Below are 25485 nucleotides of genomic sequence, written 5' to 3'. Positions count from 1 at the left end.
GGTTTGCTAAGTGCTGCTATTGTACCCCTTGAGCCCTTAACAGGCTGTACCACCCATCAACCTTGCGGGTAACGGTAGCAGTCTTGATCGTAAAACCGTCGGGCAAAGGACGGTGCTGGATCAGCTTAACCGGCCCAATTTTGGGCAGATGGATAAACTTCCCTCGAATGCAGTCCTGCTTCATTTGGGGGAAGGTAAAGGAGCGGTACCGCCCAACACCCTTAAATCTCGGCCTTCCTGCCCGCTTGCCGTTGGAGTCACCTTTGATCCATCTATCAAAGGCCCTTTGTACCCGCCGTATGCAGTCTTGGAGCACCTGGGAATAAATCTCTCGGTATTCAGGAAACAAAGCCTTGGTATTGGGCAAGTCCCGCTGCTGCGAGTACAAGTCGGGCTGCTCCTTCAACTCAGGCAGATGACAGACCGTTAAGGAGCAAGCATGGATACCGCAGCGATTTTGCTCCCACCAGCGGAAGCGCTCCGCCAAGCGATAGTTGTACTGTTTACGCAACAACTCCAGCCACTCACCCATTAGGGCGACTTGGCTAGAAGTAGGGCGCAAGCGGTACTGGTAGGCAATTCGCACATGAGATTACGATATCTGTTCATGAGTGTCTTCGCCATTCATCCCGACCCTGACCGGCCCCCCAGTCCCCCCGTGTACGGGGGGATATAGGGGGGTACAGGGCAGGCCTTCCTGGCGAATTAGGTAAACCTTGAACGCTATGACCTCCGCTTCTGCCCCGCCAGACCTGAAAGCCCACGGCCTTTCCCCAGAGGAATACCGCCAGATCCAGCAGCAACTGGGCCGGGATCCCAACCCCACCGAGCTGGCCATGTTTGGGGTGATGTGGTCGGAGCACTGCTGCTACAAGAACTCCCGCCCTCTGCTAAAGCACTTTCCCACCACGGGCGAGCGGGTGGTGGTGGGGCCGGGGGAAAATGCCGGCGTGGTGGATCTGGGGGATGGGGACTGGCTGGCCTTTAAGATCGAGTCCCACAACCATCCTTCCGCCGTGGAACCCTTCCAGGGGGCGGCCACCGGGGTGGGGGGCATCCTGCGGGATATCTTTACCCTGGGCGCCCGCCCCATTGCGCTCTTGAACTCCCTGCGCTTTGGGCCGCTGACGGATCCCCGCAACCGCCGCTTGATGGCCAGAGTGGTGGAGGGGATCGCCCACTACGGCAACTGCGTGGGGGTGCCCACGGTGGGGGGCGAAGTGGCCGTGGATCCCTGCTACAGCGGCAACCCCCTAGTCAACGTCATGGCTTTGGGGCTTTTGGAGACGCCAGCGGTGGTGAAGTCGGCAGCGCGGGGAGTGGGCAACCCGATCTTGTACGTCGGCGCCACCACCGGGCGGGACGGGATCCGCGGGGCCAGCTTTGCCAGCGCCGAGCTCAAGGAGGACGCGCAGCAGGATCGGCCGGCGGTGCAGGTGGGGGATCCCTTTCTGGGCAAATGTCTCATCGAGGCCTGCCTGGAGGCCTTTGCCACGGGAGCGGTGGTGGCGGCCCAGGACATGGGGGCAGCCGGGATCACCTGCTCCACCGCAGAGATGGCCGCCAAAGGAGGGGTGGGGATCCGCTTTGACCTCGACCGCGTGCCGGCGCGGGAAAGCGGCATGGCGGCTTGGGAATACTTGCTCTCGGAGTCCCAGGAGCGGATGCTGCTGGTGGTGCAAAAAGGCCGCGAGGCGGAGGTAATGGAGATCTTCCATCGCTGGGGCCTGCAGGCCAGCGTGGCCGGAGAAGTCATTGCCGAGCCGCTGGTGGAGATCTGGCACCAGGGATCCTGCGTGGTGAGGGTGCCGGCGCGGGCCTTGGCGGAGGATACTCCTGTTTACGTCCGCCCCCTGTTGCCAGAGCCGCCGGAGTATGTGCAAGCGGCATGGCAATGGGATCCCGCCACTCTACCCCCCTGCGATCGCGAAGGGATTCACCTAGGTCAGGCAACGCTGGCCTGGCAAGAGGTGCTGCTGCAGCTTTTGGCCCGCCCCACCCTGGCCAGCAAAGCCTGGATCTATCGCCAGTACGACCACCAGGTGCAAAACAACACCGTCCTTTGGCCGGGACAGGGAGATGCGGCAGTCATCCGCATCCGCCCCCAGAAATTTGGCGTAGGCGAAGTGCCACCCCTGCAGGCTTCCCGCAAGGCGATTGCCGCCACCGTAGACGGCAATGGTCGCTGGGTGTACCTGGATCCCTATGAGGGGGCCAAAGCTGCGGTGGCCGAAGCCGCCCGCAACCTCTCCTGCGTGGGGGCGGATCCCTTGGCCGTAACCGACAACCTTAACTTCGGCAACCCGGAAAATCCGGTGGTGTACTGGCAGTTGGCCCTGGCCTGTCGGGGGATTGGGGATGCCTGCCGCACCCTGGGCACGCCGGTAACCGGGGGGAACGTCTCCCTCTACAACGAGAAGGGATCCCAGGCCATCTACCCCACTCCTGTCATCGGCATGGTGGGTCTCATTCCGGACTTGAAATGCATCTGTGGCCAGGGGTGGCAGCAAGAAGGGGATCTCGTCTACCTCTTGGGATCCCAGGCCGTCACCAGCCTGGGCGGCAGCGAGTATTTGGCGGCAATCTACAACAAGGTCACGGGTCGTCCTGCCCCCGTGGATCTGGAGCTGGAAAAGCGCGTGCAAGGGGCCTGCCGCCACGGCATCCGCCAGGGGTGGGTGCGCTCCGCCCACGACTGCAGCGAGGGAGGGCTGGCGGTGGCCTTGGCAGAAGCCTGCCTGAGTGGGGGCCGCGGCGCCAGCGTCTCCCTAGCTCCTGGATCCCTGCGCTGGGATCAGGCCCTCTTTGGCGAGGGATCCAGCCGCATCCTCGTTTCCGTCGATCCAGCCCAGCGCTCCCCTTGGGAAGCCTACCTAGAGTCGCAGCTTCCCGGCCAGTGGCAGCTTCTAGGAGAGGTGGGCGGGCCAGCGGATCCCTTGGTGGTGACTACTGCAGAAGGGGATCCCCTGTTGTCAGTCTCTTTGGCCGCCCTGCAGGGTGCCTACTACAGCGCCTTTGCCGACTAGCCGCCTAGCTCCCCTCTCCCTCAGGGAGAGGGGCTGGGAGAGGGGCCGGGGGTGAGGGGGACTACCTCAAGCTGATTTTGCCTCAGACAAATTGGCCTGGATCACCTCCCGGTAGTGGGACTTGGGCTTGACACCCACCACCTGAGCCACCAGCTCCTTGTTTTTGAAAAACTGCACCGTCGGCGTGCAGGTGACCCCCCCTGCCTCGGCGATCTCCGGGTCTTTCTCGATGTCGATCTCCACCACATGCAGCTTGTCGGCAAACTCTTCGATGACCTTGTTCAAGATCAGCTTGAGGGCATGACAAGGGGCACAGGTGGGGGCGGTGTACTTGACCATCAGCAGGCGATCGCTTTCGTGGTAGAGCCGCCGCAGGGCATAGCTCCCCTCGTGGCAGGTCTGGCTGAAGTCGAGGTCATCTTGCACCTCCTGCTCAAAACTGGCCTCCTCAACAGCCGAGTCTCCCTCCGGCTCTACCTCGACAGCAGAGGCAGAAGCGGGCTCAAGATGGCTTTGAGGGACGACGTGATACTCCTGTGCCAGGCCGTGTTCGGAGAGCCAGCGCTCCGCCAGCATGGCCGCCATACAGCCGGTGCCGGCAGCGGTGATGGCCTGGCGAAACTCGTGATCCTGCACATCCCCGGCGGCAAACACGCCCTCTACACTGGTGGCTACAGATCCTGGGCGGGTGACAATGTAGCCCACTTCATCCAGTTCCAGTTGCCCTTTGAACAAGTCGGTGTTGGGCTTGTGGCCGATGGCGTAGAACAGGCCGCCCACTGCCATCTCCCGGATCTCGCCCGTCTGGTTGTTGCGCACCTTCACCCCCGTCAGGCGCAGGCCGTCGCCCAGAACCTCCACCGCCTCCGTGTGCCAGTGGACGGTAATCTTGGGGTGGTTGAGCACCCGGTCTTGCATGGCCTTGCTGGCCCGCATCTTGCCACTGCGCACCAGCATGTGGATATGGGATCCAAACTTGGTCAGGTAGGTGGCCTCCTCACAGGCGGTATCGCCGCCGCCAATGACCACCAGCTCCACCCCCCTAAACATGGGCATGGCCCCATCGCAGACGGCGCAGGCCGACATGCCCCGGTTCCAGTAGATCTCCTCTCCGGGCAAGTGCAGGCGCTTGGCCGTGGCCCCGGTGGCAATAATCAGGCTGTGGGTGCGCACTTCCCGTTCGTCAGAGCGAACCACAAAAGGCCGCTGGCTCAGATCCACAAAGGTGACGTCCTCGGGGTAAAGCTCTGCCCCCCACCGCTGCGCCTGGGCACGCATGTTTTTCATCAGTTGGGGGCCACTGATGCCCTCGGGAAAACCCGGAAAGTTCTCCACCTCGGTGGTGGTCATCAACTGCCCGCCCGGGATCCCGCCCACCTGAAACCCCTCAAACACAACCGGCTTCAGGTTGGCACGCCCGGCATAAATGGCCGCCGTAAACCCAGCAGGGCCAGAACCAATAATCACCACGTTCTCAACCCGACTTTGCTCTGTCATCCGATGTCGCTCCTTGCTGTTGCTGAAAACTAAACCAAACTCATAACGACTACGTTTTAGCCTAACACGAGCTGGTACCCTCGGCGAGGCTGGAGCTTGTTAGTCCCATTTTCGCTTTCCTCTAGCTAGGGGGACAGGGTTTTGTCTCTGTCTGGAGGACAACAGGGCAGAAACGCCTGGCTGAGAGGCGCGATGGCCAACCTCTGGAGCAGAAGGCCAAAGCCAGGGCAATTTCGTATCAGAAACTACAAAATGCTGAGATCGGCCTTTCTAGGATGGGTGAGCGCTTTTGGCCCATTCAAGTCGAAGCGTGGGGATCCCGTCTACCTTTGATTACCCCAGTCTCAACCGCAACCCAATCAGGAGAGAGTAATGGCATCCACGCCCCAAGATGTGCTTCAGATGATCCAGGACAACGATGTCCAGATGGTGGATCTCAAGTTTGTGGACATCTTCGGCACCTGGCAGCATGTCTCCTTCCACTCTTCAATGCTGACGGAGCAAGTTTTTAGCGAAGGGCTGCCCTTTGATGGCTCCAGCATCCGGGGTTGGAAAGCGATCAACGAGTCAGACATGTACATGGTGCCAGACCCCAAAACGGCCTGGATCGACCCCTTTTTCCAAGTGCCCACCCTCAGCCTCATCTGTAGCATCATTGAACCCCGCACCGGCCAGCCCTACAGCCGTTGTCCTCGGAGCCTGGCCATGCGGGCTGTGGCTTACCTGCAATCGACAGGCATTGCCGATACGGCTTACTTTGGGCCCGAGGCGGAGTTTTTCATCTTTGAAGATGTACGGTTTGACCAAACTCAGAACGCCGGCTACTACTTCGTCGATTCCATTGAGGGCCGCTGGAACTCAGGCCGGGAGGAGAAAGGGGGCAACCTCGGTTACAAGCCGCGCTACAAAGAAGGCTATTTCCCCGTCCCGCCTACCGATGCTCATCAAGACCTCCGCACCGAGATGCTGCTGACGATGGCCAAGTTGGGGGTGCCTATCGAGAAGCACCACCACGAGGTGGCTACCGGCGGGCAAGGGGAGCTGGGCTACCGCTTTGCCGATCTGATCACGGCTGCCGACTACATGATGATTTACAAGTACGTGATCCGGAACGTGGCTCGCAAGCACGGCAAGACGGTGACGTTCATGCCCAAGCCCCTCTTCAATGACAACGGCAGCGGCATGCACACGCACCAGTCCCTCTGGAAAGACGGTCAGCCCCTGTTCTACCAAGAGGGCAACTATGCCGATCTCAGCGAAACGGCTCTCTACTACATCGGCGGCCTGCTCAAGCACGCCCCGGCCATCCTGGCCTTCACCAATCCCACCACCAACTCCTACAAGCGCTTGGTGCCCGGGTTTGAGGCGCCGGTAAACCTGGCCTACTCGCAGGGCAACCGCTCGGCTTCCATTCGCATTCCGGTCACGGGCAAAAATCCCAAGGCCAAGCGGCTGGAGTTTCGCTGCCCCGATGCCACCTGCAACCCTTACCTTGCCTTCTCGGCTATGCTGATGGCTGGCTTGGACGGGATCAAGAACAAGATCCACCCCGGCGAGCCTCTCGACAAAGACATCTACGATCTAGAGCCAGACGAGCTGGCCAAGATCCCCTCCACGCCCGGATCCCTGCTGGATGCTCTGGAAAACCTGCAGAAGGATCACGCTTTCTTGTTGGAGGGAGGTGTCTTTACCGAAGATCTCATCGAGGCCTACATCGAGTACAAAATTGACAACGAGATCAACCCCATTAATCTGCGGCCTCACCCCTACGAGTTTGCCCTCTATTTCGACGCCTAATCGAGGTTTTCATCTAAAGCATTAGTTCTCGACCAAGGCTTTTGAACGGGATCCCTTCTTGCTGGAGGGATCCCTTTTTTGTGCCTGCTATGGTACTCTGGATGGGGGTGCTGAGTTTACAAACTCAGGGGGGGTTTGGATGGGATCGCTTATTATTTGGGTCCTTATTCTCTTAGGCCTTCTGGCGCTTGTCGTCTATCTAGGTGACTATCTAGAGAAGAAGCGTCGGGAAGCTTTGGAGCAGGTGGCCAGGAGCCTGGGCATGTCGTCTTCAGCAGAGCTACCCGAAGGGATCCGCTCCCGCTTGCTTCAGGCTGGCTTTGAGCTATTCCAACGAAGCGGCGCTCGTTTCTACAACTCGATGTTCAAACGACTGAACGATGGAACCGAAATCGCCATCTTTGACTACAGCTGGAAGGCTTCCAGAAGAAGAAGAAGAGAGAGAGGGTATTACTTTTCTGTTTTCTGGGCCTATTGCGAAGACCTACGGCTACCTCATTTTCGGCTGCACCCAGAAGTTCCCTTGTTCCACGACGTTGCTAAAGCTTTTGGCATGCAGGATATCAATTTCGAGAACCATCCCGACTTTTCTCGCCGCTACCTTTTGCGCGGAGAAGATGAGGCTAAGATTCGCCTGCGCTTCCACCCCAGTTTCCTCAACTTCTTGGAGCAGCATCCTCCTTGTTGCGCTGAGGGATCCGGGCCGCAGCTTATTGTTTGGCGGGACGACCAACAGGTGAGTCCAGAAAAAATGGCAGACTGGCTGCGCTTCGGGGAAGAATGGGTGCAACGACTGCGGCTGCGTCGCGTTTAACTCTCTGGATCGTCCCTCAAGGCCACTCCCTGGGTATGATGAGAGGAAGAGTTTAAAAAACGTAACGTGTCTTCCTCATTGTCCCAGGCGGTTGTTCTCATTACAGGGGCCACAGGGGGCATTGGCAGCGCCCTTGTGCCTCTCCTGGCCCAGGCCGGAGCCCATCTGGTGCTGGCGGCGCGGCGAGAGGATCCCTTGCGCACGCTGGCGGAGAAAGCGATGTCCCTGGGGGCTGCCTCCGGGCTGGGGATCCCTGCCGATGTGACGGATTACGCTCAGGCGGAGGCCCTGGTCAACCAGACCCTCCAAAGGCACGGGCGGATCGACGTGGTGATCAACTTGGCCGGAGCCGGGATCCTCAAGCCTGCCCAGCACATTACCCCTGTTGAGCTGGAGCGGATGCTGGCGGTCAACCTCAAGGGCAGCTTCTACACCAGCCAACTGGCGGCCAACGCCATGCGGGAGCAAAAATCCGGCCACATCCTCAACTTCCCCGGCATTCTGGGCCGCCACCCCATGGCCATGGCCTCTGCCTACTGTGCTGCCAAGTTTGGCGTGGTCGGTTTTACCAAGTGCATGGCTGACGAGCTGAAGCGCTTTGGGGTACGCTTTACTCTGTTTTACTTTGGCGGCATCGACTCCCCCTTCTGGGATCCCATCAGCCTCAAGGTGCAGCGGGACAAAATGCTCAGCCCTGCCACGGCTGCCGAGGCGATTCGCTTTGTCCTGACGATGCCTGCCAATGCCGTGCCCAACGAGGTGGTGTTGCAGCCGGAAAGCCACCAGTTTCTCTAAGGCTTGCCGAGTTCTGGAAGAAATCCCTGCTGCAGGATCCAGAGCTGGCACAAGTCGGTATTGCCAGCGGGAACTTCCCCAGGCAAGAGAGGGTGGGTTGGGGCTGGCCAGATCTCCTTGCGGCCCTTTGGGCAGATTGCCTCCATAATCAGGAAGACGTCCAGCCGGGGGCCTAGCCGATGGAGGCCATACGCTCACTTGTGCAAGAGGAGCCCATCCTCTCCTTTGCTCTGTTGCTGGGGGTGATCCTGGTGGTGCCGCCGCTATTTGAGCGGCTGCGCCTGCCGGGGTTGGTGGGCCTTTTGGTGGCGGGGATCGCCCTGGGTCCTCAGGGACTGAACCTGTTGACTTCAGAGCTGCCGACGGTGCAGTTGCTCTCGGAGATCGGCGTGGTCTATTTGCTGTTTGTGGCCGGGCTGGAGATCGACCTGGAGCAATTTCGGCAGACCCGCAACCGCTCTGCCACCTTTGGCTTGTTGACCTTTGCCATTCCCCTAACCGTGGGCACCGCCATTGGGCGGCTGTTTGGCTTTGGCTGGAACGCGGCCATCCTGCTGGGATCCCTGTTTGCCTCCCACACCCCCCTGGGCTACCCCATCGTCAGCCGCTACGGTTTGGTGAAAAACGAGGCGGTGCTGGTCACCATCGGCGGCACCATCTTCACCGACATTGCCGCGCTGCTGGTCTTGGCGGTCTGTGTCGGCATCCACGGCGGCGAGTTTTCCCTCTGGAGCTTGGTGCGGCTGCTGGGATCCCTGCTGCTGTATGCGGCTGCTGTGCTGTTTGGGGTGGACTGGCTGGGGCAGCGGTTTTTTCGGGTCACCGGCAGCGAAGAGGGCAACCAATTTTTGTTTGTGCTGCTGGCTCTGTTTGTGGCGGCTCTGGGGGCGCAGTGGATTGGGGTAGAGAAGATCATCGGCGCCTTTCTGGCGGGGCTGGCCGTGAACGATGTGCTGCGGGAGGGCTCTGTCAAAGAAAAGATCGTCTTTGTCGGCAGCATCTTGTTCATCCCCGTCTTCTTTGTGGATATAGGGCTGTTGCTTGATCTACGCGCTTTTTTGCAGACCCTTAGCTCCCTTTGGCTGCTGTTGAGTATCCTGCTGGGGCTGGGCCTCAGCAAGTACGCTGCTGCCCAACTCTGTCAGTGGCTCTACCGCTACACCCCGACCCAAAAGCTGATGATGTGGTCGCTCTCCTTGCCCCAGGTGGCGGCTACCTTGGCGGCAACCCTGGTGGGGTACCGCGTGGGGTTGCTCAATGCAGACGTGCTCAACAGCGTGGTGGTGTTGATGTTGGTAACGGCCACCCTGGGCCCAATTTTGACCAGTCGGGCGGCCACGCAAATGGCTATGGAGGAGGAACAGAGTCGGTTCCCATCTCCACCAGGAGTCGCTCCCGCCTCCGCAGCGCCGCCTCCCCAGCCCTACGTGGTCGTGGTGCCGCTGGCCAATCCCGAAACCGAGGAAAACCTGCTGGAGATGGCCTGCCTCCTGGCCAAGCAGGAGGGCGGGCGGGTGGTTCCCCTCTCGGTGGCGACCGGCCACCTGCACATGGACTCTCCCTTGCTGCAAACTTCCCTGGAGCACGGAGACCACCTCCTCAAGCGGGCGACGGAGTTTTGTCGGCCCTTTGGGGTGGAGGTCACCCCTCTCTGCCGCATCGACAGCCACGTGGCCCAGGGGATCAGCCACGCCAGCCGTGAGCAGAACGCCAGCCTCATCGTCATGGGCTGGAGCGATCCCACCCGCTTACAGGCCCGCCTCTTTGGCAGCGTCATCAACAGCGTCCTCTGGGCTGCCCATTGCCCAGTTGCCGTAGCACGCCTGCTCCATCCCCCCCACAAGCTGCGGCGGATCCTGGTGGTGCTGGAAAACTTTCGCTCGCAGACGGCTCGGGCGGTGCGCCTAGCCCAGATCTTGGCCGCCGCCAGCCAGGGAGAAGTTACCTTGCTTCACATCTGCTTCGCCAGCACCCCCGAAAGCGATCGCCAGTGGCTGGAGGCGCAGCTTTTATCCCTAGCCCAACAGCCAGACTTGGGCTACCCCGTCCAGGTCAAGGTCTTGGCCAGTGACGAGGTCGTCAAAACCCTCTTGCAGGAGGCCCAAGGATTTGACCTGGTGGTGCTGCCCTCTTTTCGTCGGCGCAACCCCAGCGGGAGCCTATCCTTCAGCGACACGACCACTCGCCTCCTAGAACGCCTCACCTGCTCTCTGATCATGCTCGGAGAGCCACTGTAAACTGCTCTTCCAAGGGTAGGCCCTGAGGTGGGACTCGATGTATTTGCCTAGTTTCGGCAACAGGGATGTGGTAGCGATAGCTGCTAGCGGGCTTAGAAATGCTGATGGGTGTGGGGGTGCTGCTTGATGTTGTCGGCATCCCTCACTTCCATTGCCGCATTGAGAATCCGCCGCGGCTCAGCGCTGAAATGGAGCTTGAACACCCCCCTCTCTGGCGTGCAGACCTGGTGCAGAGGGATGTGACGAAATTGGGGCTTGCTGCGGTACGTACGGGCCGCCGCTTGTAGCCGCTCCACAAAATCTTCTCCCAGCACCACCCCTGGCGGGAAAACATCGGCGGGCAAAGTCGGGATCCCGTTGTCGACAACTTCTGCGTAAGTAGTGGCGTAGAGAAGGCAGTAGGAAGTGCTGCGGCGCTCTTGGGCCAGGCAATCCAGGGCGGCGGCGGGAACCGGCTCGGCCACCAACACCTCCCTGAGGCGACCGTCCTCATCCCGTTGGAAGCAAGAGGCCACTCCCAGAACTACATAGTCCAGCCCCTGGACGGTGCCTGAGCTGAGGTGAGTTTGTGCCGTATCCGCCATCGCTGCCCTCTCCGCGTTGCTGGTTGAACTTTCTTGACCTCAGGTAAGTGCCGGGATCCCATGACAAGACCCGTGGTCCTCACCTTAGCAACAACTTCAGGGTTGGACACCTTGCTCTGGGCAAGCCCAGCCCGCAGTTACCTGGGCCTAAAACTCCTGCCGCGCTTCTAGGGCACGGGCCAGGGTAACCTCGTCGGCATACTCCAACTCCGATCCCATGGGCAGGCCAAAGGCCAGACGGGTCATGCGCAGGCCGGGGGCAACCGGCTTCAGGTAATCTTTAACCACGTGCATAGTGACCTCCCCCTCCACGCTAGGGCTGAGGGCGAAGATCAGCTCTTGGGGCTTCTCCCGCGCCACCCGGGCCACCAGCTCGCGGATGCGCAACTGCTCGGCCCCGATCCCGTTCATGGGCGAGATCAGACCCCCCAAAACGTGGTAAAGGCCCTTGAACTCGCGGGTGCGCTCCATGGCGATGAGATCCTTGACATCGGCCACTACGCACCAGGTCGACGGATCCCTCTGCGGCGAGCGACAGATCTCGCAGGGATCCTCCGCCGACCAGTTAAAACAGATGGAGCAATGCTTAACGGTTTGCTTAGCCTCCAGCAGGGCTTTGGCCAGGGCCTCGACCTCGCCAGCAGGCCGGTTGAGCAAGTGCAAGGCCAGGCGCTGAGCTGTTTTGGAGCCAATGCCGGGCAGGCGCTGCAGCTCCTCGATCAGGCGAGCCAAAGGGCGAGTGTACATAGGAAGCCAGGCTGGCCGGGATCAGCCCAACCCCAACCCCGGCAGGCTGATGTTTCCGGTCAGCTCCTCCATGCGCTTGCGCATCGTCTCGGCGGACTGAGTGTAGGCGTTCACCATCGCCGTCAGGAGCAAGTCCTCCACCACATCCACCGGCTCCTGGAGCACTTGGGGATCCAGAGAGACCTTGAGGGGCTCCTGGTTGCCGTTCACTGTCACCTTCACTAGCCCATTGCCGGCCTCGCCGACGATCTCCATTTCTTCTAGCTCTTTTTGCAGCCTTTGAGCGCCGTCGCGCACCTCTTGGGCCTTCTTGAGGGCTTCTTGGATTTTGCCGAAGGGACCAAAGCCTCGGGTCATGGGATCCTCTTCTAGACACTGCTGTTCTACTCTACCCCTTTCCTCTTGTCGGTAAAAGTACCCGCCAAGCTGGAAACCCAGGTCAGATCGGCCTTTTTAGCCTGGGGTTAACCCTGACGAATTATCCTCAACAGAGAGGGCAAAAGCGTCCCCTGCCTGGAGGTGTCATGGCTCAACTGTTGCAGGATCCGCAGTCGCTAGCCGCCCAGCCCAGCCCCGTGCGCCAAAAGGCTTCTCCCTTGTCCTGGCGGCGCTGGATCCCGGAGCGCTGGTATGTTCACCTAGGCCTGTGGCTGGCCTGTTTGGCGCTGGGGTTTCCGGTGCTGTATGCGCTGATCGTGAGCACCCAAAACAATGCCGAGGTATTTCGCTATCAATTGACCTTTGGCTCCTCGTTGGCCTTTAACTGGCAGCAGGTGATGGTGGCGCGTCACCTAGGCCATTACATGGTCAACAGCGCCATCGTGGCCACGGCCATCACGGTGGGCAAAACGGTTTTGTCACTATTGGCGGGGCTGGCCTTTGTCTACTTTCGCTTTCCGGGCAAGGGGCTGGCCTTCGGCTTTGTGCTCATTACCCTGATGATGCCCACAGAAATTCTGATCATCGCTCTGCTGCGGCTGGTCACCAACCTGGGCTGGGGATCCACCTACTACGCCCTGATCGTGCCCTTTCTGGCCAGCGCCACCTCGACGTTTTTGTTTCGCCAACATTTTTCCAACATCCCCCGCGAGCTGGCGGAGGCGGCTCAACTGGACGGGGCCAACCCGCTGCAGTTTCTCACCCAGGTGCTGATCCCCCTGAGCTGGAACGCCATCGGAGCCCAGGCGGTGATTCACTTCGTCTACGCTTGGAATATGTACCTGTGGCCCCGCTTGATCGTGCAAGGCCGGGAGCGGCAGGTGGTGCAGGTGGGGCTGCAATCCCTGCTCAACCTGGATAGTTCCGCCTCCTATGGCCCCATGATGCTGGGGGCGATCATCGCCAGTATTCCGCCGCTGGTGGTGTTCATTGCCCTGCAAAAGCCTTTCATGAGCGGCCTGGCCCTCAGCCGCGACAAGTAAGTTAGCGAGATCCTCATCCCCGCGAGTGCTCCCTTCATGCCCAGAGATCTGCGCCGTTTCATCGCCCTGCTGGAGTCCCGTGGCCAGCTTCGCCGCATTTCAGCAGAAGTAGATCCCGACCTGGAAATTGCCGAGATCGCCGATCGCCTCTTGGCCTGCGGGGGGCCGGCGCTGCTGTTTGAGCGGGTGAAGGGATCCTCGATGCCCCTGCTGATCAACGTTTTGGGCACGGTGGAGCGCATCTGCTGGGCGCTGGGGATGGAGCAGCCGCGGGAGCTGGAGGAGCTGGGGAAAAAACTGGCCTTGCTCTACCAGCCGCGCCCGCCCAAAAATTTTGCCCAGGCCCTGGAGCTGGGGCAGGCGCTGTTCCGAGTCTTCCAAGCTCGACCCAGCCGGGATCTCTTCCCCCCCTGTCAGCAGGTGGTGCTGCTGGGTGAGGCGGTGGATCTCACCCAACTGCCCCTGCTGCGGGTCTATCCCGGCGATGCCGGGCGGGTGCTGACCTTGGGGCTGATGGTTACCAAAGACCCGGAAAATGGCATTCCCAATGTGGGGGTGTACCGCCTGCAGCTCCAGAGCCGCAACACGATGACGGTGCAGTGGCTGTCGGTGCGGGGGGCCACCCGGCATTTGCGCAAGGCGGCGGCCCTGGGCCGGAAGCTGGAAGTGGCAGTGGCCATCGGGGTGGATCCCGCCGTGATCCTGGCGGCGGCTACGCCCCTGCCGGTGGATCTGTCGGAGTGGCTGTTTGCCGGCCTCTACGCCGGCGAAGGGTTACACCTGGCCCGCTGCAAGACGGTGGATCTGGAGGTGCCGGCCCACGCCGAGATTGTTCTGGAGGGCACCATCACGCCAGGGGAGGTGGCCCCCGACGGCCCTGCCGGGGATCACATCGGCTACTACGGCCCTCGCAACGAGCAAGCTCCGCTCATCCGCTTCCACTGCCTCACCCACCGCCGCGATCCCATCTACCTCACCACCTTCAGCGGCAAGCCTCCCAAAGAAAACGACATGATGGCGCTGGCCCTGAACCGCATTTACACCCCCATTCTGCGGCAGCAGGTGCCGGAGATCGTGGATTTCTTTTTGCCCATGGAGGGCTTGGGCTACAAGGTGGCGATTCTGTCCATCGACAAGGCCTATCCCGGCCAGGCGCGGCGGGCGGCCCTGGCTTTTTGGAGCGCCTTGCCCCAGTTTAGCTACACCAAGTTCGTCATCGTGGTGGACAAGGACATCAATGTGCGGGATCCGCGGCAGGTGCTCTGGTGCCTGTGTTCGCGGGTGGATCCGCAGCGGGATGTGTTTATTCTGCCGGACAACCCCTTTGACGCCCTGGACTTTGCCACCGAAAAACGGGGTCTGGGGGGCAAGATGGGGATCGATGCCACCACCAAGATCCCCCCGGAAACCGACACCCCCTGGCGGCAACCGCTTGCCCCGGATCCGCAAGTGGCCCGTCTGGTGGATCGCCGCTGGGCGGAATACGGCCTGGCGGATCTGGACTTGCAGCCGGCGGATCCGCGCCTATTTGGCTACGAGTTCTAGGGGTGGCTAAGAGGCTGGCAGGTGCAACAAGCGCTGTCTTGGCTGGTGCTGCTCCTGAGCTATGTCGGGCTGGGGCTGGGATCCCTGCCCAGGCTGCGCATGAACCGGGCCACGATTGCCCTGGCGGGATCCGCTTTGCTGATTGCCCTAGGAACAGTGCCGCTGCTGGAGGCTTGGGCAGCCATCGACGCGACCACGATTGTCTTTCTCCTCAGCATGATGGTGGTGAACGCCAGCTTGTCCCAGGGCGGCGCCTTCCAGCTAGCTTTGCTGGGCCTGATTCGGGTTAGCCGCAGTCCCTTTGGCCTTTTGCTCATGCTGGTGTTCGGCAGCGGGCTGCTCTCGGCCTTTCTCCTCAACGATACCCTGGCACTGGTGTTTACCCCCCTCACGTTGCAGGTGACAGCCGTGCTGGGGCTGAACCCTATTCCTTACCTCTTGGGCTTGGCGGCGGCCACCAACCTAGGGTCTGTAGCCACCCTGAGCGGCAACCCGCAGAACATCCTCATCAGCTCCTTCTCCGGGATCGGCTACCTGGAGTTTGCCGCCCAGATGACCCCGATTGCCGTGGTGGGGCTGCTGTTGGAGGTGGGGCTGCTGTGGCTCTACTACCCCGAGGTGCGCTCGCTGCAGCCCTTCGCCCAGGTGCCTTGGACGCCGCTGCGCCTCTATCCCCCCCTGTTGCGCAAGAGCGTGGCCATTACAGCGGGCCTGTTTGGGGCCTTTGTGGCCGGCCTGCCCCTAGCGGAGTCGGCCCTGGTGGCGGCGGCCTTGCTGCTGATTACCCGCCGGCTGAAGCCGGAGCGGTTTTTGGGGCAGGTGGACTGGAACTTGCTGGTGATGTTCTCCGGGCTGTTTATCCTGACACGGGCAACCCGAGAGCTGCTGGCCGGCTGGGGAACGAGTCTGGGGCCCTGGGCGGAGCAGGTGGCGGGATCCCCGTTGGCGCTGCTGGCCGCTGTCGCCCTCTTGTCCAACCTCATCTCCAACGTGCCGGCGGTGCTGCTGCTGCAGTCGCTGCTCCCGCTGCAGGGAAAGACGGCCTGGCTGTTGCTGTCTGCCGGCTCTACGCTGGCCAGTAACTTGACTCTGTTTGGGGCAGTGGCCAATTTAATTACCGTCGAAGCGGCAGCTAGAAAGGGGTATGTGTTAACGTTCGGGGAACATCTCCGCTTTGGCCTGCCCCTGACGCTGCTTACCCTTGGGTTTAGCGGTCTGTGGCTGGGTCAGCCCTGAGCCTTGCCGGGAGCCCTCACTGGGCACTAAGGGCGGCCAAAAGCTCATCTGCCAACAACACTGCCGTGTAGACCAAAGCCTGTCGCTGCTCAGGCGAGAGATTGCCAATGGCAGTTTGGGGATTGCTGAGCATGCCCTGCAACACCCTGCTGGCCACGTATTCCCGTTTGGAAACGCCGGGGCTAGAGATGGTGGGGTTATCCAGGGAAAACTTCTGGTGGTGCTCGAAGGGAAAGGCATATTCAGAAGCTACCGGCATGGCTCCACTCCAAACCTGGACTCTACGCTGCGCTTGGCCTATTTTCGCATTGTCCCTTGCGGGGAAGCTCCAAAAACAGATGCGCCGTACGCCTATTTGCTTCACCTGAACCGCGTGCGGCATCCCGGCTCCAAAGAGCTTGCCCGTCGCCTGGAGCAGGCGGCCAGGGAGCCCTCCAGTTGTTACCCTGGGGCTCCGGCAGGGGCAGCAGCGTTAGCGACAGGATTGGGCATTCCCAAAAAGATGCAGGAAAATCAGGAGAAGTTGAGCCGGGATCCCAGACCCACCGGCTCTCCATCTCGTTTGCTGAGGAAACCCGATGCACGACCTGGACAGTTTGCCAGAACCGGTAGCCGATGCCCTAATCAAAAGCCTGCTTACAGATGTGGAGCGGCTGATCAACCAGCACGGTTTGTCGGAGGTTTTGGTGGGGTTGGCCATGTATTGCAATGTGCAGTTCAAGGCCAAGTTCAATAAACCCAACCGCACCGAAAAGGATGAGGAGCTGGGATTTTACTTCCGCGACGCCGCCAAAGCTCTGGAGGTAGCGGCCAGCCTCACCTATCGCACCATCGATCGCTCTCGGCCCACCTCGCCTGGCACCTAGACTTTAGGGATCCCTTTTCAACCCTCACCCCCGGCCCCTCTCCCAGCCCTCACCCCCGACCCCTCTCCCAAAGGGAGAGGGGAGTTGGTGAGCGCTCCGGGGTGGCAAGGGATCCCCCTGAGTTTTTATGCTGGTGGGCGAAAGTTGCAGTGAGGCCGCGCGTGAGAGTTGTCTGGGAACGCAGCATTTACGGGGGCAATGGCCGGGTGCCCTGCATCGTCTGCGGTGGATGGGCCGCCCCTATCCCAAAAAAGGGGCAGCAGGTGTTGCTGGCGGTGGTCTATAACGACCGCGGCCAAATCTACGGCGAGATCTGCCGCAGTTGCCTCAGCCTGGGGCCCAAGGGCATCAAAGAGTATCTACGAGAGCGGATTGCCCGCCTGCGCAGGCAACTGCAAGACCTAGAGGAGCTGGAACGAGGAGAGGTGCAGTTGCCCACCCTGGAGCAGGAGCTGAGCGCCTACTTGGATTAACCGCTATACCTTCTTCTCGACCGAAACCTGCAGCCAGCAGCCCAGCTCGGCGGCCAGCCATTGCAACTCCGGATCGTGCAAGTTCTTCAGCTCGTACTTGCAAACGCCCGCCCAGATGTTCAACTGTGGGCCCACCTCTACCCGATCCCCATCGCAATCGCGTCGGGTATGGCGCGGCATCAGCTCCAGCCGGTGAGGAGATCCCGCGCCAGGCGGGTGGGTCTGCCGCTGCACCTGCTCAGCCGCCGCTCCGGTCGATGCCGCTGCTGCCAGGGTGGGCGCTCTGAGACCATATCCCCTCGCTTCTGGGGCTTCTAAACAGGGATCCCTTGAGAAAGTTGTTCTGGATCCCAGAATCATCCCTGGAAAGCCTGTCCGCAAGCCCCCACGCATGGGCCAGCAGCTTTCCCGAAACGGGGAGGATATGCTGGGCGACAGAGAGGGATCCCCACTTGCCGAGGCGATGGTTTTCTAGCTGAGTCTTCCATGTCTACTCCGTCTGTTTTCCCCACCTACTACCAACAGTTGGGGCTTTCTCCCCAAGCCAGCCTGGAGGAGATCAAAGCCGTCTACCGCCGGCGGGTGCGCGAGATTCATCCGGATCGTCTGCCTGCCGATCTCCCCGAGGGGTTGCGGCAATTGGCCCAGCGAGAGTTTCTTCAGCTCCAACAGGCCTACCGCGTCCTCAGCGACAGCCGGCAGCGCCGGGCCTACGATCTCAGCCTCCAGCCTTCTCCTTTGCCGGTGCCGCAGCCGACCGTGGCCCCTGCCGGTTGGCTGGCCCTCTTGAGCGCTGTCTTGAGCGGAGCTGCTCTCTGTTTGGCAAGCTTGGCCCTTTGGAATGCTCGCATCCCGGCCCAAGGTTTGGATGTGGCCGGCAAAACGGCTGTTGTTGGCGCCCCTCAGTTGTCCGGCAACGCGGATCCCTCCCTGGCCACCGTCCCCCAGACATCCGAGACGGGCAACGCCTCGGAAAGGAGGATCTCGGCCCCAGCCGCCCCTTCTGAAGACTTCTTGAAGCCTTCCCCAGAGCAGGTCGACCGCTTCGCCCGCGCTCTGCTGGCGGTGCAGCCCCTTCTGGCGGCCACCCAAACTCGCCTGCAGCAGGCCAAGGGCAGCGAGGAACGTCGGCAAATTGAACAACAGTTTGAAACCGCAGCCGCCAAGATCATCGCCGCCCATCAACTGACCCCAGAGGACTATCACCGCATCTCTGCCAGCGCCCAGTCGGATCCGGGTGTGGCAGCCGCAGTCACCGCAGCCGTGCGCCGCTGGATGTCGCCCTAGCCCGACAAGACCCTGGCCTGTAGGCGGGAAGAAAAAACTTCGTAAATAACAGTCAAAGGCTGGCCTCGGTGCAGCAAAAGATAATGCCTAGCCCAAAAAGGGCCGCGACAGTTGAGCAGCCGGGCAACTGGCTCGGCTTCGCCATAGTAGAGGCGACGCACTTCGCGAAAGGTCTCCAGTTTTTCTTGGATCAGATTTTGGCCAATGGGCAAATCGGGATGGGGCAAGTATTGGGCCAGATGGTCGGAGTTCCACCAAGAGGTGGCATAGAGCAAGGGCTGCTGAGAGGTTGCTCCACACAGCCAAACCCGCCGCCGCATCAAGGGGGATCCCAGCCGCGCCAGATCCTTGGTCAGCCGTTGCATGGACTGGGGGGCGGCGCTCTGCTCTGCCAGCAGCTCGACCCGGCCCGTGTCGAGCAGATGGGCCTGAATCGGCTCTTGGGTCAAGGCAGCCAGAGTGCGGGTGGTCAAGCCATCCCCCAAAAGCAGCAAGCGCAACACAGGATCCACCTGCACCAACTCAGGCTGTAGCGGATCTGCCTCCCCCTGCCAATACAGTTGCAGGGGCCACCAATCGCCTTGGCCAGAGGAGACGTTAGAACAGAGGGCAGCGCTCCAAGGGGATCCCGCAGCGTCGCCATGGCAGGTGAGTGAAGAAGGGAAAAGTTCCAAGGCGGAGGTTGAGTTGTTAAGTTCTGTATCGCTCCTTAGTCTAGCCCACCCCATGTCTCTGCTCTAGGGATGTTCCTAGCTGGTGCCCGGCTGGATCAGCAGCCGTACCAGCCAGGGGACGACCACGATGACGCTGATCAGGCGGGCCAGGTGCATGACCACCACCGTGCTGGCTTGCGCCCCCATGTCCAGGGCTATCAGGCTCATGTCCGAAATGCCTCCCGGAGCGGTGCCCAAGATGGCGGTCAGGCGCTCGATCCCCAGCCAACGGGAGATCAAGTACCCCGACAAAACTCCCGTGCCCACCGCAATCACCGTACAGAGCAGGGCCGGTCGCCACAGATCTTTCAAGGCCAACAGCGTATCGGCGGTGAGCTTGCTGCCCAAAAGAATGCCCAGCACCACCTGCATGACAAAGCGGATCCCGGCTGGGGGAGTGGGGATCGGGATCGCTCCCCAAACATTGACCAAACCCACTGCTACCATCGAACCCACCAAAGCTCCTGCCGGCAGCCTCAGCTTGACTGCAATCAGGGCGCCCGCCAATCCGATTAACAGCGTCCAGAGATAGTTCATCATTGCGGTTTGGCCTCAAGGCAAGAGGATCGCTGTGAGCCAGGGTTGGAGCTGCTCTCCCCACGGCATTCGGCGCAGATGCCGTAGAAGTCAAGCACATGGTACTCGATGACAAATTGGTAGCGGCTGGCAAGCTGCTCCTCCAGGTCTCCCACTGGGCAATCCGGCAGAGGCACCACCCGCCGACATTCGGTGCAAATGAGGTGATGGCGGTTGTGGCCGTTGCTGGGCAAAACCTGATAGTAGGTCTGCTGATCTCCCAAGTTGACCGCTTGCAGCTTGCCCTCGTTGCGCAGAGCCTCCAAAGCCCGGTAGACCGTGGCCAAGCCAACGCTATGGTTGGCATTGCGCAACTCCAGGAAGATCTCTTGGGCCGAGAGGGGCCGCAAGCTCTGCTTCAAGACTTCCAGGATCAGTTTTTGGCTGCGGGTCTGGCGGGAGGAGGACATGATCCCTTTTCGTTCTGAGGGGTCACCAGCAAGGTTAGCGCTCGGCGTCGGCCTCGGCTTTCATGCGCTCTAGGGTTTGGTGCATTTGGTCGAACATTTGGCTGAGGGTGAGCCCAAACCCCCCAAGCTGGGTTTGCAGTTGTTTGATGGTCATCTGAGCCATAAAGTCGTCGGAGAGCTCCAGCCGCTTCATGAAAATGCGCTGCCGCTCCAGCAATTCTTCCATTCGCTCGATGAAGATTTTTTTGCCTTCCCGGTCGAATTGGCCGTAGCGCTCGCCAAGTCGCATCAGGTTTTGGAAGTCCTGAAACAGCTGCTTGGCTTCTTCTTGAACGATCTCCGAGTCGAAGAAGCTCATGGCCTTTCGTCTGCCCTAAATAAACTGCATTGGGTATACCCATCCTATCCGATCGGGTTGGGGGGTCGCAGTCCCTGCCGTTTTCCGGCCAGTACGGGATCCCGTCCTTCGCTTGGGTGGAGAATGGAGTTTTGACCTGTCTGCCCCGCTTATGTTCCCCTTTCCTGGTGTGAAGGCTTATACGCAGCCGTCTTTGGCCCAGCAGTGGTGCCAACGGGTGCAGGGATCCCGACCGCTGTTTTTGGCCTGCCTGGGGTTTACGGAAACGGCCCTTATTCCCGGCATCTCGGCTGCCGGCGCCACGCCCTCCTTGCGGCGCTACACGGCCCTTGCCGATGGAGAGGTGTTGCTGGGGGACTATTCTCACCGCCTGCCCACCTCTCCCGATGGCTATCCTTCACCGGTGGTGATCAGCCGCGCCGTCCTGAGGGAGTTGGGGATCCCCTGTCGCGTGTTCGACTGTGGTTTGCCGGAGCCTCTGCCGGGGGCAGAAACGGTCAGCGCCAGGGGAATAGCCCGCTGCTTGAGCACAGGGCAGGCTCTGTCTTTGGAGCAGGTGGGATCCCTGTGGCAGGAGGGGTATGAGCGGGGATCCCGGCTGGAGTCGAGCTACTGCGTCATCGGAGAATGTGTGGCGGGAGGCACCACCACGGCGCTGGCAGTGTTGTTGGGGCTGGGCTGGCAAGCAGAGGGCATGGTCAACAGCAGCCACCCGGTCTGTAACCACGCCCAAAAGCTGGCCTTGGCCCGGCAGGGATTGGCCAGACTTCCCGCCAGGGCTACCGCCCCAGAGGTGGTGGCCGCTGTGGGGGATCCGATGCAGCCTTTTGTAGCCGGGCTGGCGATGGCGGCAGCCCAGCGGGGGCCGGTGCTGCTGGCGGGCGGCACCCAAATGCTGGCGGTGCTGGCCCTGATGCGGCGCTGGGGGGAAGAGCAAGGGATCCCCTGGCCCCCGGAGAATGTAGCCATAGGTACCACCCGCTGGGTGGCCGAGGATCCCTCGGGCAATACGGTGGGTTTGGCGGAGCTGCTGGGCGAGGTTCCCCTTTTGGCCACCCAACTCAGCTTTGCCCAAAGCCGCTATGCCCCCCTCCGGGCCTACGAGCGGGGCTATGTCAAGGAAGGGGTGGGGGCGGGTGGGCTGGCCATTGTCAGCAGCCTCTATGCCGGCTGGGGCCAGGCAGAGCTACTGGCCGCCGTTGAGCGCAGCTACGAGCAGCTCGTGCTTCAGGCCGGCTCCAGGGGGGCCATCGTCAGGCCCTCCCGCAGCAACTGTTGATGGTAGAGCTCTGCTTGCTCTTGCGGGCCGACCCAAACCACCGCCTGCCCTTCGGCATCCACCTGCACGGTCAGTTGCCGTGCCAGGGGCAGGGTCATGCCGGGGATGTACTTGAGCAAGCATTCGGTAACATGCTGAAAGGTGTTGAAATCGTCATCCAAGACGATCACCTTGAAGTGGGGGTAGGGCTGGCGAACCCGGGTTCTCGACGGAGACGACTGCTGAGCAGGTCGAGTGGGAGCTTCCGTGGTCATAGCAGCAGAACTCAGGACAACATCTGGATACCTAGGTCACATTCAACTTTCTCAACAGCCAAAAATCGGTCGCTGTTGATTCTGAGTCCATTCTAGTTCCTAGTCTCCAGTGGACGCATGGGGTCTGCCGGCAGCCCGTATTTGCCTTTGGATCCCTTGCCGGTGCAAGAGATGGGAAAGAGGTGCGGATCCCCGATCCGCTCTCACAACATCAGCTCTTGCCGCAGGGAGCGACGGGGCTTTTTGCCACCGAAGTGGCGCTCAAAATAGAGGGCGGTGGCTTGCGACAGGATCCCGGCTTCGACAAGCGCCTGGCAGAGGGATCCCCCAGGGGGTAGGTGCTCTTGGATCTGCTGGATTTGCGCGGCGCTGACCAGCCCCGAAGCCTTAAGGTAGTCGGCCACGTGCCGTCCGCCTGCCAGGTAGACAGAGTAGCCGTCTTCGCTGAAAAACTTGACTGTCTCCGGCTTGAGGCCGCTGTGGTGGGTCAGCACGTCTGTGAAAGTGCCGCCCTCTGTTTCCCAGGCGTGGAGGACGGTTTCGATGCCGGCGTTGTCGAGGAGACCGGCTGCGCGCAACTGGGTCAAGATCCGCCGCACCCAAGGGTTGGCCCGCTGCAGCGCTTCCAGATCTTCTTCTCCCAAATACTCCTGAGGCGGCAGCTCGGCATCTGCGGTCGATTCGGCCACGCTCGCAGTTTGGGTAGCCGGGGCAGGCGACGGCGTCCGGTTGGCCTGCACTTGGGCCTGGAGCTGGCGCACCTGCTCTCGGGCCTGTTGGAGCTGGGCTTCGGTGGACTGCAGATGGCTTTGGGTGGCTTGCAGTTGGGCTTGGACTTCCTGCAGGCGTTCTTGAGTTACCTGGAGTTGGGTCTGGGCTTCCTGAAGTTCCCCCCGCAGCCGGTGGATGGTCTGGCTGGCTTCTTGGCGGGCGTGGGCCAGGTCGGCAATGAGGCGGGCCTTCGTCGATTGGGCCACTTGAAGCTGGTGCTGCTGCTCCTGCAGCGATTGGCTGAGAGCGGCCAATTCGGCTTCCTTGTGCTCAAGAGCCTGGCGCAGTTGAGCCTCAGCTTGCTGATGCTGCTGCAGCCGGGATCCCAACTCTTGCAGCTTGAGCTTGGCCTGAGATTGCCATTCCGTCAGCTCGTGGGAGTGGCGCCGCAGGGTCTCCAGCTCGGCCTGGGCAGCTTGCAACTGCTCGGCCAGTGCCTGGACTTGCGCGGATCCCCGATCTTGCTGCGCTCGGAGCTGCTCCTCCAACTCCTGAATGCGCTGCTGGGCAGCCCTGTGTTGCTCGGATCCCTGCTGGATTTGAGCCGCCAGTTGGGCTTCCAACTCGGCAATGCGCTGTTGCTGCTGCTGCTGGCGGGATTGAGACTCAACGAGCTGCTGTCGCTCCCGCTCCAGTTGCGCTTCTAGGGCGGCAACCTGCTCTTGGTAGCGCTCCAGTTGGGCTTGGTATTGCGCGGTAGCTTTGTGAACTTGCTGCGCCACCTGCAGCGGCGAAGCGTAGAGGGGGGGCTGATCCGGAATGGTGGACCACTGCTCCAGCATCACTTCCCAACTGTTGGCAGCTCCTCGCCGTCGCCGGAGCTGCTGCTGCTTGTCGAGGGCCCACTCCAACCAGTGGGGCTGCACCCAGCCCTGCTGCACCAGGATCTGCCCCAACTTGCGCTCGGGGTGGTGCTTTTGCTGAAGCAAAGCTTGATACACGTGCTCCAGTTCCAGATACCCATGCAGCACCAGGATCTCGCCGATGCGCACCAACTCGACCGGGATAAAGGGATAGAGATCTTGCGGGGCAACCCAGCCGTGCTGCATGCACAGCTCCCCCAACATCAAGGGGTTATCCGCCTTTTCCCACATGGCCTGAGCCAACTGGGCGGGGGTGAGCAACCCCGCTTTGTTGAGGGCTTCCCCCAAACGGATCTCAAACTTTTCCTGGTCGGCTGCAGCTAGGGGAGGGTTCATCGGGCTCCTTCGCTGTGACTAGTAAATCTAGTACATCTCTCGTAGCAGAAAACCCTTGAGGAAGGGAGATTTAAACCTACAAGTTAGCTCGATAAACCGCGGATCCACGGATTTTATTGCAGCGCCCGCTTTGGTTAATTCCTGCTCAGGAGGGCTGTTGTTCTTGGCGTCGGGCAAACTGTTGCAACTGCCTCAGGAGCAGCAACTGCCCCAGTCCAAGGGGCAGGAGGGAGACGGCCTCAACCCGGAGCTGTACCCAGCCGTTGCCCCACATCCAGTCGCAGTAGCCATCGGCTCCGCCCCACATTAGTAGGCGTAGCCGTTTCGGCAGCAGGGTTTCCACCTGGTGCGTGATCGAGACGGGGCCCCACTGGACGGCAAAGGTGCTGCCCAGCTCCAGCCTAGCGGGCAGGGATCCCTGCAACTGCTGCGGCCAGAGCCACTGCTGCAACAGCCCCACCTCGGTCAAGCAGCGCTGCAAGGTCGAGGAACTGGCCTCGACCTCGATGCGGATGGTGGAAGATTGGAATGTCCCGAGCATACTTATCCGGCTGAGGCGACCCCAGAACCGAAGCGGCAGCCGGGGCGACAACTTCTAACTCCATTCTGGCCAATTGTTCGAGAGTTGCCTTTGAAAACAGCTCGTCCTCACGTGGTTGCCATCCTGGCCCAGAGTCTGGACGGCAGGATCGCCACCCACCGCGGGCAAAGGCCCCACTTCGCCAGCGCCGAAGACCACCAGCACCTGGAAACCCAAGCTGCCCGGCAACAGGCTTTGATCATGGGGGCGGCCACGCTGCGGGCCTACGGCACCAGCCTGCGCATCCGGGATCCCGAGCTCATCCAACGCCGACTCCAGCAGGGCCTCTCCCCTCAGCCCCTGACGATCATCTGCTCCGGCAGCGGGGAGATTCCTGAGGATTTGCCGTTTTTTCGCCAGCCCCTCACCCGCTGGCTGTGGACAACTCCCCAGGGATCCCGGCTTTGGCAGAACCGAACCGGCTTTGAAGAGATCTGGGTGGCTGCCGATTGGGATCTGCCGGCACGGCTGGCGCGCCTGCGCAGTTTGGGCATCGAACGGGTGGGGTTGCTGGGCGGGGGCCGGCTTTTGGGGGCGTTTTTGCAGGCAGGGGCCTTGGATGAGCTGTGGGTGACCCTGGCGCCGGTGCTGCTGAGTGGGTATGCCGATGCGCCCGCCAGCATCGAGGGCTGGCAGCTGCAGGGATCCCCGCCCCAACTGGAGCTGCTGGAGTGCCACCGTGGCTCTAAGGAGCTGTTTTTGCGCTACCGGGTCGAGTGGCCCTGAGGGGGCTCGCGAGAAAAATTTTTGGACAAATTTAGATTTCTCAGAAATCCACAGGTTTTCCCCAGACTTTCCACAGAGAGGAGGCCTGTTTTCCACAGGCCTGTGACCTCAGGAAACGGCAGCGAGGGTTTTTGTGGAAAAGTCCAAACTGGAAAGTTCAGACGGATACACCTTGAGAAACGCAACGGGATCGCGCCGTTTTTGCCGATGGCATCAAAGCCGGCGGCGGGCTTGAACAAACTTGGAGCCGCTGCCCAGGATTGACACCCCCCATGGGGCAGAGGGCAGAATAGC

General features: G+C 61.2%; 27 protein-coding genes. 13 read left to right on the top strand and 14 right to left on the bottom strand.

The features are described from left to right. Positions 1–16: 16 nt before the first annotated feature. Positions 17–586: an RNA-guided endonuclease InsQ/TnpB family protein gene (locus tag NW848_RS12375; RefSeq protein ID WP_011430209.1), complete on the bottom strand. Its 570-nt coding sequence runs from the start codon at positions 584–586 to the stop codon at positions 17–19. A 139-nt stretch (positions 587–725) separates the two neighbouring features. Between NW848_RS12375 and purL the strand changes: the two genes are divergently transcribed. Continuing rightward, positions 726–3026, top strand: a complete 2301-nt coding sequence (purL, locus tag NW848_RS12370) for a phosphoribosylformylglycinamidine synthase subunit PurL (protein WP_414508736.1) — start codon at positions 726–728, stop codon at positions 3024–3026. Positions 3027–3092: 66 nt separating this feature from the next. Here purL and trxB read toward each other — a convergent pair whose 3' ends face one another. Beyond that, positions 3093–4523 (bottom strand): thioredoxin-disulfide reductase, encoded by a 1431-nt coding sequence (gene trxB / locus NW848_RS12365; RefSeq protein WP_011430211.1) that lies wholly within the window; start codon positions 4521–4523, stop codon positions 3093–3095. A 372-nt stretch (positions 4524–4895) separates the two neighbouring features. Here trxB and glnA point away from each other — a divergent pair, with 372 nt between their 5' ends. The 4 genes from glnA (at position 4896) to NW848_RS12345 (ending at position 10166) form a co-directional block, all read left to right on the top strand. Further along, complete coding sequence (gene glnA, locus NW848_RS12360) at positions 4896–6320, top strand: type I glutamate--ammonia ligase (RefSeq protein WP_414508737.1); 1425 nt, start codon at positions 4896–4898, stop codon at positions 6318–6320. A 262-nt stretch (positions 6321–6582) separates the two neighbouring features. Then, positions 6583–7134, top strand: coding sequence for a hypothetical protein (locus NW848_RS12355; protein ID WP_414402738.1), 552 nt, complete (start codon positions 6583–6585; stop codon positions 7132–7134). 66 nt (positions 7135–7200) lie between these two features. After that, positions 7201–7929 (top strand): SDR family oxidoreductase, encoded by a 729-nt coding sequence (locus tag NW848_RS12350; protein ID WP_099834908.1) that lies wholly within the window; start codon positions 7201–7203, stop codon positions 7927–7929. Between the two features lie 179 nt (positions 7930–8108). Then, on the top strand, positions 8109–10166 hold the full coding sequence (locus NW848_RS12345) for a cation:proton antiporter (protein ID WP_011430215.1): 2058 nt from the start codon (positions 8109–8111) through the stop codon (positions 10164–10166). 92 nt (positions 10167–10258) lie between these two features. On the opposite strand, the gene NW848_RS12340 is transcribed toward NW848_RS12345, so the two are convergent. The 3 genes from NW848_RS12340 to NW848_RS12330 all read right to left on the bottom strand — a co-directional run bounded on the left by NW848_RS12340 (position 10259) and on the right by NW848_RS12330 (position 11854). Beyond that, entirely contained in the window at positions 10259–10750 is a 492-nt protein-coding gene (locus NW848_RS12340) for a hypothetical protein (RefSeq protein ID WP_011430216.1), read from the bottom strand. Between the two features lie 147 nt (positions 10751–10897). After that, a complete protein-coding gene (gene recR / locus NW848_RS12335) occupies positions 10898–11497 on the bottom strand; it encodes a recombination mediator RecR (RefSeq protein ID WP_011430217.1) in 600 nt (199 codons plus the stop codon). 21 nt (positions 11498–11518) lie between these two features. After that, the gene (locus tag NW848_RS12330) at positions 11519–11854 is read right to left on the bottom strand and encodes a YbaB/EbfC family nucleoid-associated protein (RefSeq protein ID WP_011430218.1); all 336 of its coding nucleotides are present in this window, start codon (positions 11852–11854) and stop codon (positions 11519–11521) included. Between the two features lie 167 nt (positions 11855–12021). On the opposite strand from NW848_RS12330, the gene NW848_RS12325 reads away from it, so the two are divergent. Genes NW848_RS12325 through NW848_RS12315 form a run of 3 tightly spaced genes read left to right on the top strand, consistent with a single transcriptional unit; the run spans position 12022 to position 15699 of the window. After that, positions 12022–12918 carry a carbohydrate ABC transporter permease gene (locus tag NW848_RS12325; protein WP_099812146.1) on the top strand — a complete coding sequence of 299 codons (897 nt, stop codon included), beginning with the start codon at positions 12022–12024 and terminating at the stop codon, positions 12916–12918. A gap of 36 nt (positions 12919–12954) precedes the next feature. Then, positions 12955–14463 carry a UbiD family decarboxylase gene (locus NW848_RS12320; protein ID WP_099812145.1) on the top strand — a complete coding sequence of 503 codons (1509 nt, stop codon included), beginning with the start codon at positions 12955–12957 and terminating at the stop codon, positions 14461–14463. Between the two features lie 21 nt (positions 14464–14484). After that, a complete protein-coding gene (locus NW848_RS12315) occupies positions 14485–15699 on the top strand; it encodes an SLC13 family permease (protein WP_414511171.1) in 1215 nt (404 codons plus the stop codon). A 16-nt stretch (positions 15700–15715) separates the two neighbouring features. Here the strand turns inward: NW848_RS12315 and NW848_RS12310 are convergent, their stop codons facing one another. Further along, positions 15716–15958: a hypothetical protein gene (locus NW848_RS12310; protein ID WP_041438297.1), complete on the bottom strand. Its 243-nt coding sequence runs from the start codon at positions 15956–15958 to the stop codon at positions 15716–15718. 319 nt (positions 15959–16277) lie between these two features. Here NW848_RS12310 and NW848_RS12305 point away from each other — a divergent pair, with 319 nt between their 5' ends. Both NW848_RS12305 and NW848_RS12300 read left to right on the top strand, forming a co-directional pair. Continuing rightward, positions 16278–16565, top strand: a complete 288-nt coding sequence (locus NW848_RS12305) for a hypothetical protein (RefSeq protein ID WP_011430225.1) — start codon at positions 16278–16280, stop codon at positions 16563–16565. Positions 16566–16726: 161 nt separating this feature from the next. Then, positions 16727–17038 (top strand): hypothetical protein, encoded by a 312-nt coding sequence (locus NW848_RS12300; RefSeq protein WP_011430227.1) that lies wholly within the window; start codon positions 16727–16729, stop codon positions 17036–17038. Between the two features lie 3 nt (positions 17039–17041). Here the strand turns inward: NW848_RS12300 and NW848_RS12295 are convergent, their stop codons facing one another. Next, entirely contained in the window at positions 17042–17272 is a 231-nt protein-coding gene (locus tag NW848_RS12295; protein ID WP_041438301.1) for a hypothetical protein, read from the bottom strand. A 252-nt stretch (positions 17273–17524) separates the two neighbouring features. Here NW848_RS12295 and NW848_RS12290 point away from each other — a divergent pair, with 252 nt between their 5' ends. Beyond that, positions 17525–18325, top strand: coding sequence for a DnaJ domain-containing protein (locus NW848_RS12290; RefSeq protein WP_099812143.1), 801 nt, complete (start codon positions 17525–17527; stop codon positions 18323–18325). Here the strand turns inward: NW848_RS12290 and NW848_RS12285 are convergent. The 4 genes from NW848_RS12285 to NW848_RS12270 form a co-directional block, all read right to left on the bottom strand. Continuing rightward, positions 18322–18999: a chorismate pyruvate-lyase family protein gene (locus NW848_RS12285; RefSeq protein WP_414508738.1), complete on the bottom strand. Its 678-nt coding sequence runs from the start codon at positions 18997–18999 to the stop codon at positions 18322–18324. The two genes, NW848_RS12290 and NW848_RS12285, sit on opposite strands and share 4 nt — an antisense overlap. Positions 19000–19074: 75 nt before the next feature. After that, entirely contained in the window at positions 19075–19578 is a 504-nt protein-coding gene (locus NW848_RS12280; protein WP_228375487.1) for an AbrB family transcriptional regulator, read from the bottom strand. After that, positions 19575–20024: a Fur family transcriptional regulator gene (locus NW848_RS12275; protein ID WP_011430231.1), complete on the bottom strand. Its 450-nt coding sequence runs from the start codon at positions 20022–20024 to the stop codon at positions 19575–19577. The genes NW848_RS12280 and NW848_RS12275 overlap by 4 nt, the downstream gene beginning before the upstream one ends. A 34-nt stretch (positions 20025–20058) precedes the next feature. Then, positions 20059–20382 (bottom strand): DUF1825 family protein, encoded by a 324-nt coding sequence (locus NW848_RS12270; protein ID WP_011430232.1) that lies wholly within the window; start codon positions 20380–20382, stop codon positions 20059–20061. Between the two features lie 151 nt (positions 20383–20533). Here NW848_RS12270 and cobT point away from each other — a divergent pair, with 151 nt between their 5' ends. After that, entirely contained in the window at positions 20534–21661 is a 1128-nt protein-coding gene (cobT, locus tag NW848_RS12265; protein ID WP_011430233.1) for a nicotinate mononucleotide-dependent phosphoribosyltransferase CobT, read from the top strand. Here the strand turns inward: cobT and clpS are convergent. The 3 genes from clpS to NW848_RS12250 all read right to left on the bottom strand — a co-directional run bounded on the left by clpS (position 21610) and on the right by NW848_RS12250 (position 24426). Next, positions 21610–21915, bottom strand: coding sequence for an ATP-dependent Clp protease adapter ClpS (gene clpS, locus NW848_RS12260; protein WP_011430234.1), 306 nt, complete (start codon positions 21913–21915; stop codon positions 21610–21612). The genes cobT and clpS overlap by 52 nt on opposite strands. Positions 21916–22118: 203 nt before the next feature. Further along, positions 22119–23885 (bottom strand): hypothetical protein, encoded by a 1767-nt coding sequence (locus tag NW848_RS12255; protein ID WP_414402868.1) that lies wholly within the window; start codon positions 23883–23885, stop codon positions 22119–22121. A gap of 145 nt (positions 23886–24030) precedes the next feature. Then, a complete protein-coding gene (locus NW848_RS12250) occupies positions 24031–24426 on the bottom strand; it encodes a hypothetical protein (RefSeq protein ID WP_099812140.1) in 396 nt (131 codons plus the stop codon). Positions 24427–24516: 90 nt separating this feature from the next. Between NW848_RS12250 and NW848_RS12245 the strand changes: the two genes are divergently transcribed. Further along, positions 24517–25191 (top strand): RibD family protein, encoded by a 675-nt coding sequence (locus NW848_RS12245; protein WP_011430237.1) that lies wholly within the window; start codon positions 24517–24519, stop codon positions 25189–25191. Positions 25192–25485 lie beyond the last annotated feature (294 nt).

The sequence above is a fragment of the Synechococcus sp. RC10A2 genome, assembly GCF_047502605.1.
This window is presented reverse-complemented; position numbering and strand designations above follow the sequence as displayed.

What these genes read in the sequence shown, in the direction of transcription:
- purL (WP_414508736.1), top strand. Translation starts at nt 726, where the DNA reads ATGACCTCCGCTTCTGCCCCGCCAGACCTGAAAGCCCACGGCCTTTCC.
- trxB (WP_011430211.1), bottom strand. Translation starts at nt 4,523, where the DNA reads ATGACAGAGCAAAGTCGGGTTGAGAACGTGGTGATTATTGGTTCTGGC.
- glnA (WP_414508737.1), top strand. Translation starts at nt 4,896, where the DNA reads ATGGCATCCACGCCCCAAGATGTGCTTCAGATGATCCAGGACAACGAT.
- NW848_RS12355 (WP_414402738.1), top strand. Translation starts at nt 6,583, where the DNA reads ATGTCGTCTTCAGCAGAGCTACCCGAAGGGATCCGCTCCCGCTTGCTT.
- NW848_RS12345 (WP_011430215.1), top strand. Translation starts at nt 8,109, where the DNA reads ATGGAGGCCATACGCTCACTTGTGCAAGAGGAGCCCATCCTCTCCTTT.
- NW848_RS12340 (WP_011430216.1), bottom strand. Translation starts at nt 10,750, where the DNA reads ATGGCGGATACGGCACAAACTCACCTCAGCTCAGGCACCGTCCAGGGG.
- recR (WP_011430217.1), bottom strand. Translation starts at nt 11,497, where the DNA reads ATGTACACTCGCCCTTTGGCTCGCCTGATCGAGGAGCTGCAGCGCCTG.
- NW848_RS12330 (WP_011430218.1), bottom strand. Translation starts at nt 11,854, where the DNA reads ATGACCCGAGGCTTTGGTCCCTTCGGCAAAATCCAAGAAGCCCTCAAG.
- NW848_RS12325 (WP_099812146.1), top strand. Translation starts at nt 12,022, where the DNA reads ATGGCTCAACTGTTGCAGGATCCGCAGTCGCTAGCCGCCCAGCCCAGC.
- NW848_RS12320 (WP_099812145.1), top strand. Translation starts at nt 12,955, where the DNA reads ATGCCCAGAGATCTGCGCCGTTTCATCGCCCTGCTGGAGTCCCGTGGC.
- NW848_RS12310 (WP_041438297.1), bottom strand. Translation starts at nt 15,958, where the DNA reads ATGCCGGTAGCTTCTGAATATGCCTTTCCCTTCGAGCACCACCAGAAG.
- NW848_RS12305 (WP_011430225.1), top strand. Translation starts at nt 16,278, where the DNA reads ATGCACGACCTGGACAGTTTGCCAGAACCGGTAGCCGATGCCCTAATC.
- NW848_RS12290 (WP_099812143.1), top strand. Translation starts at nt 17,525, where the DNA reads ATGTCTACTCCGTCTGTTTTCCCCACCTACTACCAACAGTTGGGGCTT.
- NW848_RS12280 (WP_228375487.1), bottom strand. Translation starts at nt 19,578, where the DNA reads ATGATGAACTATCTCTGGACGCTGTTAATCGGATTGGCGGGCGCCCTG.
- NW848_RS12275 (WP_011430231.1), bottom strand. Translation starts at nt 20,024, where the DNA reads ATGTCCTCCTCCCGCCAGACCCGCAGCCAAAAACTGATCCTGGAAGTC.
- NW848_RS12270 (WP_011430232.1), bottom strand. Translation starts at nt 20,382, where the DNA reads ATGAGCTTCTTCGACTCGGAGATCGTTCAAGAAGAAGCCAAGCAGCTG.
- cobT (WP_011430233.1), top strand. Translation starts at nt 20,534, where the DNA reads ATGTTCCCCTTTCCTGGTGTGAAGGCTTATACGCAGCCGTCTTTGGCC.
- clpS (WP_011430234.1), bottom strand. Translation starts at nt 21,915, where the DNA reads ATGACCACGGAAGCTCCCACTCGACCTGCTCAGCAGTCGTCTCCGTCG.
- NW848_RS12255 (WP_414402868.1), bottom strand. Translation starts at nt 23,885, where the DNA reads ATGAACCCTCCCCTAGCTGCAGCCGACCAGGAAAAGTTTGAGATCCGT.
- NW848_RS12250 (WP_099812140.1), bottom strand. Translation starts at nt 24,426, where the DNA reads ATGCTCGGGACATTCCAATCTTCCACCATCCGCATCGAGGTCGAGGCC.